The 8,514-nt window shown below is 67.6% G+C and carries 9 protein-coding genes; 5 read left to right on the top strand and 4 right to left on the bottom strand.

Annotation, left to right across the window (positions count from 1 at the left end; all coding sequences use genetic code 11):
* Positions 1 to 123: 123 nt before the first annotated feature.
* The gene (locus D7X74_RS14075) at positions 124 to 351 is read right to left on the bottom strand and encodes a hypothetical protein (RefSeq protein ID WP_120533464.1); all 228 of its coding nucleotides are present in this window, start codon (positions 349 to 351) and stop codon (positions 124 to 126) included.
* Positions 352 to 434: 83 nt separating this feature from the next.
* A complete protein-coding gene (locus D7X74_RS14070; RefSeq protein WP_120533463.1) occupies positions 435 to 1,346 on the bottom strand; it encodes an NmrA family NAD(P)-binding protein in 912 nt (303 codons plus the stop codon).
* A 105-nt stretch (positions 1,347 to 1,451) separates the two neighbouring features.
* Here D7X74_RS14070 and D7X74_RS14065 point away from each other — a divergent pair, with 105 nt between their 5' ends.
* Entirely contained in the window at positions 1,452 to 2,003 is a 552-nt protein-coding gene (locus tag D7X74_RS14065; RefSeq protein WP_120533462.1) for a TetR/AcrR family transcriptional regulator, read from the top strand.
* A 116-nt stretch (positions 2,004 to 2,119) separates the two neighbouring features.
* Positions 2,120 to 2,698 carry a DapH/DapD/GlmU-related protein gene (locus D7X74_RS14060; RefSeq protein ID WP_120533461.1) on the top strand — a complete coding sequence of 193 codons (579 nt, stop codon included), beginning with the start codon at positions 2,120 to 2,122 and terminating at the stop codon, positions 2,696 to 2,698.
* Between the two features lie 32 nt (positions 2,699 to 2,730).
* Here the strand turns inward: D7X74_RS14060 and D7X74_RS14055 are convergent, their stop codons facing one another.
* Complete coding sequence (locus tag D7X74_RS14055) at positions 2,731 to 3,462, bottom strand: SDR family NAD(P)-dependent oxidoreductase (RefSeq protein ID WP_120533460.1); 732 nt, start codon at positions 3,460 to 3,462, stop codon at positions 2,731 to 2,733.
* A 397-nt stretch (positions 3,463 to 3,859) separates the two neighbouring features.
* Between D7X74_RS14055 and D7X74_RS14045 the strand changes: the two genes are divergently transcribed.
* The 3 genes from D7X74_RS14045 (at position 3,860) to D7X74_RS14035 (ending at position 5,729) form a co-directional block, all read left to right on the top strand.
* Complete coding sequence (locus D7X74_RS14045; RefSeq protein WP_120533459.1) at positions 3,860 to 4,258, top strand: GFA family protein; 399 nt, start codon at positions 3,860 to 3,862, stop codon at positions 4,256 to 4,258.
* A gap of 227 nt (positions 4,259 to 4,485) precedes the next feature.
* Complete coding sequence (locus tag D7X74_RS14040; RefSeq protein ID WP_120533458.1) at positions 4,486 to 5,079, top strand: hypothetical protein; 594 nt, start codon at positions 4,486 to 4,488, stop codon at positions 5,077 to 5,079.
* A 74-nt stretch (positions 5,080 to 5,153) separates the two neighbouring features.
* Positions 5,154 to 5,729, top strand: a complete 576-nt coding sequence (locus tag D7X74_RS14035) for a class I SAM-dependent methyltransferase (RefSeq protein ID WP_120533457.1) — start codon at positions 5,154 to 5,156, stop codon at positions 5,727 to 5,729.
* 268 nt (positions 5,730 to 5,997) lie between these two features.
* Here D7X74_RS14035 and D7X74_RS14030 read toward each other — a convergent pair whose 3' ends face one another.
* Complete coding sequence (locus tag D7X74_RS14030) at positions 5,998 to 8,418, bottom strand: Ig-like domain-containing protein (protein ID WP_120533456.1); 2,421 nt, start codon at positions 8,416 to 8,418, stop codon at positions 5,998 to 6,000.
* Positions 8,419 to 8,514: the final 96 nt, after the last annotated feature.

The following is an 8,514-nucleotide window of genomic DNA, read 5'->3' as shown; positions in this document are numbered from 1 at the left end:
TCCTCAGGCTGAACAGCGTCGTCTGCTGCTTGGGCCGTCCTCGCATCACTCCCTCCGAGGCGCGGAGGACACCACGCCTCAGTGCGGGGTGTCGATCCCTCGGAGGGGTTTCTCAACAGCCTGCTAGGAAGGATTCGACTCGCTGCTCCCGGCGGGCGGGGCCGGGCGTTTCAGCGCGCGCGCCTTGCCCAACGCCTTTGTCGCCAGCATCAGCAGGCCGAGCCCCATGCCGGCCTGCACGAGGAGGGAGCCGCTGCCGCCGCCGTACACGAGCCGCTCGAGCACGCGCAGCGAAGCCAGGGTTCCCAGCGCGCCGAGCAGCGTGACCATCAGGTACCAGAAGAGTGCCATCCGCCAACAATAGTGCGACGCATGGAGGCAGCGCTAGAACGCACCCATGACGCAGCGACCCGCTCTTGAGCAGGGACAGGCGGTCAGGTCAGCCCGCGACGCTGGCTCACCCAGGTCTCGAAGCTCATGGGCGACAGGCCGTAGGCACGCGCGAGCTCGGGCCGTGCGAGCACCGGAGCGACGTTCATGTATGTCAAGCCTTGCGCCACGCCGGGATGCAACCCGGCCGCGACGGCCTCCTCGATGGTGCCCGACTGGACGGTGTACTCCTTGCCGTCGACGCGGGAGAGGATCTCGGCGATTTGCGGAAGCGTGAGCACGTCCCCCGCAAGCTGCAGCGTCACGCCGTGGAACGTCGACGGATGCTGGATGGCCGCCGCAGCGGCCTTGCCGATGTCCTCCGGGGCGATCAACGGGATGGGGCGATCCGTCTTGATCACCGTGACCATGCGGCGTCCGTCGACGAAGCCGGCGGGGTCGAACATGGGTTGGTCCATGAAGGTGGCGGGCAGGATGAGGGTCCAGTGCCGGAAGCCCGCGCCACGGACGAGGTCGCAGGTGGCCAGCTTGTTCTCCCAGTACACCTCGTGGAACTTCCAGCGTCCCTCTGCCCAGCCCTCGATGTCGCGGTGGTTTCCGACGCCGGACGTCGCGGTGTGCACGAACGTCTCGACGCCCTCGGCGAGCGCGGCCTCGACAAGGTTCCTCCCCTGCTGGAGCTCCTTGCTGAAGTCGATCCCCGTCGCCAAGAGGATGGGGGACTGCATCGAGAAGACCGCCCGCGCCCCGGCGCACGCGGCGCGCAACGACGCAGGATCATCGAGGTCCCCGACGACCACGTCGGCGCCCGCCGCCGCGAGGGCCCGGGCGTTCGGCGCCTCCGGATCGCGCACCAACACGCGCACCGCGGAGTGGCCTTCGGCCAGCAGGGCCCGGGCGGTGGCGCCGCCCTGGCGCCCCGTGGCGGCGGTAACGAGAACGGTCTGCGCACTCATAGGCAGCTCCTTTTTGTAAACGGGGGACCCCACCGTTTATCTTCGTGGTTAGATACGGAGGGGGACCCCGTTTGTCAAGGAAGGGAGCCCAGGGAGAGGAGTTCCGTGGAGCACGTCAAGCCGTTGCGCGCGGATGGGCGACGCAACCGGGAGCGGATTGTCGCGGCCGCCGTGGAGCTGGTTGCCCGGGATGGCGCGCAGGCGTCGCTGGAGGAGATTGCCCGGAAGGCGGGGGTGGGCTCGGCGACCCTGCACCGGCACTTCCCGTCTCGGCAGGCGCTGTTGGAGGTGGTCTTCCGGGATGGGGTCGCACATCTCTGCGCGCGGGCCACCGCGCAGCCGGGCAAGAAGCCCGCCGCCGAGCTGGCCGCCTGGCTCGAGGATTTGACGGTCCATACCGCGACCCATCGTGGGCTCGCCGCCGCGCTGCTCACGGGGCCGGAGGGCCTCTCCGCCGAAGACATCTGCTGCACGGACATGGTGCGCGACGTGTTGCGCGTCCTGGTGGAGAAGGCGTCATCGGCGGGCGCGATTCACGCCAGCGCCACCACGGAGGACCTGATGCGGCTGGCGAACGCGATTGCCGTCGCCAACGAAGACGACCCGCTCACCGCGCGCCGGGTGCTGCGCCTCGCGCTCACCGGCATCCAGCGGTGAATGCAGGCAGAGCGCTGCCTCCTGGCCGCCACTGTGAGCGCAGCGCTCGGGCTCGACACCGCGTCTCGGGGAGGAGCGGCTGGACGTGAGTGTGGGCAGGGAGCGAAGGTCGTGGCATGCCCATTGACCGTCTCATGCGCATCCACAGCCCTGAGTCCCTAGCGAGCGGGGAGAGGGTCCTCAGCCCCGAGTTCACGGCGATGAGCAAGCGGGTGCTGCGGGCCACCGAGCTTACGTCGCGCCTCAACGTCCTGCCCTTCGAGGACGAGGTGGGCAAGGCCGCCCTGTTCGAGCAGCTCCTGGGCCGACCGCTCCCGAAGAGGGTCACGATCCATCCGCCCTTCTACACGGACCACGGCCTCCATCTGGAGCTGTCCGAGCGTGTGTTCATCAATCAGGGCTGCACGTTCCTCGACTACGCCGGCATTCGGCTGGGCGAGGGTGTGATGGTCGGCCCGAAGGCCACGTTCATCACCGTCAGCCATCCGGTGGACCCGGGCGATCGGCGGCTGTACCTCACGGGCGCACCCATCGACGTGGCGGAGAACGTGTGGATTGGCGCGGGCGCGACGATCATGCCCGGGGTCCGTATCGGGCGCGACGCCGTGGTCGCGGCCGGTGCGGTCGTCGTCGACGACGTGCCCGCGGCGAGCCTGGTGACCGGCCCCAAGGCGACCGTTCGCCGACGGTGGTGATGCACGCTGTTGGGTGCCGGGCCCTTGTCGCTTCACACCAGCGGAGTTCCAGTCGCGCGGGCGAGCTCGTCGAGCAGGCTGCTTTGGAACTCCGGATCGTGGACCGATGGATGCTCCTCGGCCCGTTGTTGGTGGTGCCAGTAGCCACCGGTCGTGCGCGCTTCCGCGGCATCGCTGGTGGCCAGCCACTCCTGGGTGAGATGGCCGAGTCGCAGGTCATCCGGCGCGTTGGGCCCCCCCATCTTGGTGGGCACCCAGCCCGGGTCGACGGAGTTGCTGATGACCTCAGGCCAAAGGCGTGCGACAGCGGCGGCGAGCGCGGTGACGAAGAGCTTGCTGTCCGAATAGGAGCCGGTGGCGCGGCGTCCGCTCCAGTCCATTCCGTCGAGGGTTGGACGTCCGCCTCGGTGCATGCCGCTGCTCACGTAGATCAAGCGCTTCGGACGTTGGATGAGGGCGGTGAGTACGTACGGTGCGACGACGTTCACGGCCAGCACCGACGGGCCCGAGTAGACGCCTGCGTTGTGGATCACTGCGTCCATGGGGCCGAGTGCGTTCACCTGGTCGGCGACGTCGCGGGTCTGCTGGAGGTCGGCGAGGTCGCCAACGACGGCGAGCGCTCCTCGTGCCACGAGCTCTTGCACGGCGGAGAGACGCTGCGGGTCACGCACGTGAAGAACAACCTGATGCCCCTCGGCGAGAAGCGTGTCCACGGTGTAGCGACCGAGTCCGTCCGCAGAGCCGCTTACGAAGATGCGTGTCATGAGCTACCCACCCAGGCTCGCGGTGTCGATGACGGACCGATACTTGACGTCATTTTCAGCATCCGCTCGCAGGCGTATTCGATTCACAGGAGGGGGATGAAATCGATATCGCCGACGAGTCCCCTTTCTGCGCAGGAGTCTAATCTCTCCTGCGTCTCCTTGATACAGCCCCCCACGAGCACCAACGCGCTCGGCGCCGACGAAGTCGTCGTGTCACGCACTGCGAGCGAGATGGACGCGCACGTGGCGAGCTTCGAGCTCATATGTCCTCCTCCAGCGAGCCGAAGCGGGCGAGCACCTTGTTCGGCGGGAGTGTATTGGATGCGGCCGCGCCCCAGGTGTCCGCGACCGGTAGAACATTGTTCGCAGTCTTTCTCTCGTTCGGATGAGGTCACCCATGCATCGGGGTTCCTGTTTGTGCGGCGCGGTCCGCTTCACCGTGGAGGGCGAGTTGCCTGGCCCTGACGCCTGCCACTGCGGTCGGTGTCGCAAGCACTCGGGCCATTATTTCGTCTCGACCGACGTGCCGCGCTCAGCGGTCACGATCGAAGGCGAGGACACGATCCGCTGGTTCCAGTCGTCCGAGAAGGCGCGTCGCGGCTTCTGCTCTGTCTGCGGTTCGTCGCTGTTCTGGGATCCGCTCCAACGCGACTGGATTGGAATCGCGATGGGCGCCTTCGACACGCCTACCCACACCCGCATCGCGGTCCACGTCTACATGGCCGACAAGGGCGACTACTACGACGTCGCGGACGGGGTGCCGCGGTTCGACACGATCCCGCCCAAGCCGCATTGACCACACGTCGCCCGGCTCCTCCCATTCGGCGACACGCCCCGGCATGGCGCCTGGGTGCGCTGACCGTCTGGAGGCAGGCCCATGCCCCGGAAACGGCGGAAGCGAGGGGCGAGTTCGCACGCTTTCGAGAGGATGCGGGTCGATTCCACGCAACGGTGGCGCAGGGCCTGTCTCTTCCAGTCAGCAGGGGGGCAAGGGTGCTCCCCGAAGACTCCTGGAAGGACGACATGAAAGCGGCGACACGGTACCTGGTGCTTCTCTCCATGCTGGTGGTGGGCTGTGGTGACGCGACCGAAGGGGAGGTGGACGGGGAAGGGGACGGAGGCGGCTCGGAGTCCGCGCTCAAGTGTGACGCCGTGGGTTGGTGCTCCACGTGGGATGCGGACGGCGCGGAGGTGACGGATGCTCCCCCGCTGAATGGGGGGACGCTGAGCGACGGCCTCTATCGCAGGGAGCGCGGTTCCAGCTATCCGTTCGCCATGCTGGTGAAGGGGAAGTCCATCCTCTTGATTGAGGCGGACTGGAGGAACGATCTGGGGACTTGGAAGGTGGAGAACGGCCGTCTGGTCATGACCATGACGAGCCGCTGCTCCAACACCGAGAATGAAACTTCGAACGACCCCTGGACCTGGACCCACGCCTTCGCGGTCAAGAACGGCGTCCTCTACACGCAGGACCTGACCTGGGAAAGGCCCACCGTCGCCTGGCGCAAGGTGGAGTCGCTGTGTGATGAGTCCGCCTCTTTCAAGTGCATGGTGAGCAACTGCGCCTGTGAGTTCACGAGGAACACGCCCCTCCTGGGGCAGAAGAGTTGTTCCTGAGCGCGGACATCACGGGCTTCGAGTGAGGGTAGATTCCCCGTCACGCAGGGGCTCCACCCGGAGGAGGCTGACGCGTGCACGAGTACGATTTGATCGCGGACTGGTATGCATCCCAACGCACAGGCCCCACGGGTGTCCCGGAGGTGACCGCGCTCGCGGCCTCACTTCCGGCCGGCGCCTCGGTGCTGGACGTCGGCTGCGGCACGGGACTGCCGCTGACGCGGGTGCTGCTGGAGCACGGCTGCCATGTGATGGGCGTGGACAGCTCCCGCGAGCTGCTGGCGCGATTTCAAGCGAACTTCCCCCACGTGCCGGTGCTCTGTGCGCCCATCCAGTCGTGTGAACTTCAGGCGCGGACGTTCGACGCCGCGATCGCGTGGGGGGTCCTGTTCCACCTGCGCCACGAAGAGCAGGAACACGCGATCGCCAACATCGCGAGGGCATTGAGACCTGGCGCCGCGTTCCTCTTCACCTCGGGCGACGTCCACGGCTCCATCGACGGCGAGCCGATGAATGGCGTGCCGTTCCGCTATCACTCGTACAGCGTCGACGGGTATCGCGACCTGCTGCGCGCGCACGGGCTCACGCTGGAAGCGACGCACACGGACCCAGGCGGGAACGTCTACTTCCTGTCGCGCAAGACTGGATGAGGCGGCTTCTCGCCATCCGCGACACCCGCTCCATGAACCCGGTGATCATGTTGAGCGCACTCTTCGACGAGTTGTAGGCGACGCCGTAGTCCTGTGCCTCTCCCCAATCCGGTCGCCGCGTTGAGCGAGTCTTGGGCAGGCACAGCGGCGCCGAAGCGGTGAAATCGCCCTTCGGCGCAACTCCAACCATGGCGTGGCCCCACCCACGGAGACCTGGATGCGCGCCTCCCTCACGAACTGGAAGGCGCGCATCAGGGACTCCGTCAATTCAGTACACGACCACTGAGGCGTAGATGCTGGTGCCGTTCGTGTAGGCCACCAGGGCGCCGCCGTTCGACGGGAGCGCCGCGACCGCTGGCGCGGCGCCTGGCCCCACCGTCCTGGCATCCGTGGTCAGGATCGTGGCGGCCCCCACGAGCATCCGGTCCAACTGGATGTCGCCCGTCCCCCGCTGGGTGGCGATGTAGCCGTTGCCGAGCGCATCCGCGTCAATCGTCCGGAAGGAACCGGGACCGACGTCCGTGGGCAGGCCGGGCACTTGGGTGCTCGTCCCCGGCGCGGACATTGGGATGACGTCCACGTTGTTATCCCCGTTGGAGCCCGTGGTGTAGATGAAGCCGTTGGAGCCCGTCCAGTCCGAGAAGAAGGCCTGCCCCGGCGGGGAGCTCAGCGGGCCGAAGGTGGTCCCCTGGTCGCTGCTGCGGCGGATGCGGAAAGAGGGGTCGTCGCTCACCGAGAAGACATCTCCGCTGATCTTGTCCACGATGACGTCGAAGAAGGCATTGCGCTGTTCCACGTCCGTCACGCTGAAGTCGTTCGCGCCTCGCGCGAAGTTCCGGAGGACGCGCACCCCCGCGGAGCCTTGCGAGACGCAGATGTAGAGGGCGTCGCCCCTGGAATCCAGACTGACGGTCGGGTTGGCCGCCGAGCTGAGGACTCGCGGCGCATCCCAGGTTGCTCCCGCGTCGACGGTCCGGGTGAATATCACCGTGCCCGCACTGGTGGCCGCGACGTAGGCGACCCCCGTGGGGCCGCCTTCAATCGCGACTTCAGCCGCGTTGGTGATGCCCAGGGGCGTGGGCCCCACCCAGGTGTGGCCACGGTCCACGCTCACGCTGACATGGACCGCGCCACCGCACCTCATGACGGCGTAGAAGCGCCCCAGTGCATCCACCGCCACCTTGCGCCCCGTGTTCGTGTTGGCCGTGGTGCAGTTCAGGGTCCCGCTGATGAGCGTGGGGGGCACATTCGTAAAGGCATCCAGTTGGCACGCGGCGTCGCAGCCATCCCCGGGGGTCGTGCCGCCATCGTCGCACTGCTCTCCCGCCACGCTGTCGACCAGACCGTCGCCGCACACCTCCACGCCCTGGCAGTCCGCTCGGCAGCCGTCCCCCGCAGCGCGGTTGCCGTCGTCACACACCTCACCCGAGTCGACGAAGCCGTCGCCGCAGACAGGCGGCCCCCGGACGGTGATGGTGACCGTGGCGGTATTGGAGGCAAGCGCGCCGTCGCTGGCCTCGAAGGTGAACTGGTCCTGCCCCTGGAAGTCAGCGGCCGGCGTGTAGAGCACCTGGGCGCCCGTCCCGGACAGGGTTCCGTGAGTGGGAGCCGTCACGGTGAACGTGAGCGCATCCCCTTCCACGTCCGTGGCCGTCAACGTGATGGGCGTCGACGTGTTGTAGTTCACCGTCACCGCGGCGGAGGCGGCCACGGGCGCGTCGTTGACCGGAGTCACGGTGACCGTGATGGTGGCCGTTGCCTGCTTCTTGCCGTCGGAGACCGTCACCTGGAAGGTGTCCTCTCCGGCGAAGTTCGCGTTCGGGGTGTACGTCACCGACGCCCCCGAGAGCGTGAGCGTGCCATGGCCAGGCGTGGTGTAGGAGAAGGCAAGCGCGTCGCCATCCGGGTCCGTCGCGGGGATGGTGATGTTCACCGAGGTGTCCTCGGGGGTGGTCGCGTGGACGTCCTCGACCGTGGGCGCTGAATTGTTGTCGCAAACGCTTGGCTGCCCCGTGCAGGTGTAGCCCGGCTCCACCTGGCAGACGCTGTTGCAGCCGTCTCCGGAGAGCTGGTTGCCGTCGTCACAGGTTTCGGACCCGGCGGACACCCCATCACCACAGAAGGGTCGCAGCGACGTCTCCACCGCGTCCACCAGGTAGAGCGCGAGCACCGCGCCCCTCAGGCGCACGTAGCGATAGGGCACGTTCCCCGGGTACGTCGCCACCGCGACATGTGTCCCCAGGCCCAGCTCCACCAGGCGCAACGAGCTGGAGCCAACGAATGTCCCATCCGCCTTCAGGAAGTCCACCTGGGCTACCAGCGCCAACGACAGGCCCTGGTAATAGACGCGCAGGTCGCCGGTGCCTTCCTCGCCCTGGCCCAGGTCCAGCACCAGTGCCGCGTTGAGCAAGCCCAGCAGGGTCGCGGCCTGCCCGTCCGGAGCGCCCAGCGCCGCGCTCGCGTTGAGCACCGTCGCCGTGGTGCCCGACGCCACGGCGTCCGCATACGGGTCCCACGTCAACAAGGCTTCCGGGCGCTCACGCGTCAATGCCCCGTCGTCCTCTTGCGACACCCCCTCCTCCAGAGGACGTATCTTTTCCTCCAGGGGCTCCACACCACACGCCCCCAGCGACAAGGCCAGCGTCAGGCCCAGCCCCCACGACCACAGCACACCAGAACGACTTCGCATCGAGTGTCTCCCCACGAGGAGCAGGATGAAGCCCGGAATGGACCGTCCCCTCTCATGGAATGCACGACACCACTCCACGCTCCCGACAGCTCGGCG

The organism is Corallococcus sp. CA047B, from assembly GCF_003612065.1.
In the GTDB taxonomy this organism is placed as follows: Bacteria; Myxococcota; Myxococcia; order Myxococcales; family Myxococcaceae; genus Corallococcus; species Corallococcus praedator.
This window is presented reverse-complemented; position numbering and strand designations above follow the sequence as displayed.

Coding starts and splice junctions, on each gene's coding strand:
- D7X74_RS14030 (WP_120533456.1), bottom strand. CDS start 8,418: ATGCGAAGTCGTTCTGGTGTGCTGTGGTCGTGGGGGCTGGGCCTGACG.
- D7X74_RS14060 (WP_120533461.1), top strand. CDS start 2,120: ATGCCCATTGACCGTCTCATGCGCATCCACAGCCCTGAGTCCCTAGCG.
- D7X74_RS14055 (WP_120533460.1), bottom strand. CDS start 3,462: ATGACACGCATCTTCGTAAGCGGCTCTGCGGACGGACTCGGTCGCTAC.
- D7X74_RS14045 (WP_120533459.1), top strand. CDS start 3,860: ATGCATCGGGGTTCCTGTTTGTGCGGCGCGGTCCGCTTCACCGTGGAG.
- D7X74_RS14075 (WP_120533464.1), bottom strand. CDS start 351: ATGGCACTCTTCTGGTACCTGATGGTCACGCTGCTCGGCGCGCTGGGA.
- D7X74_RS14070 (WP_120533463.1), bottom strand. CDS start 1,346: ATGAGTGCGCAGACCGTTCTCGTTACCGCCGCCACGGGGCGCCAGGGC.
- D7X74_RS14040 (WP_120533458.1), top strand. CDS start 4,486: ATGAAAGCGGCGACACGGTACCTGGTGCTTCTCTCCATGCTGGTGGTG.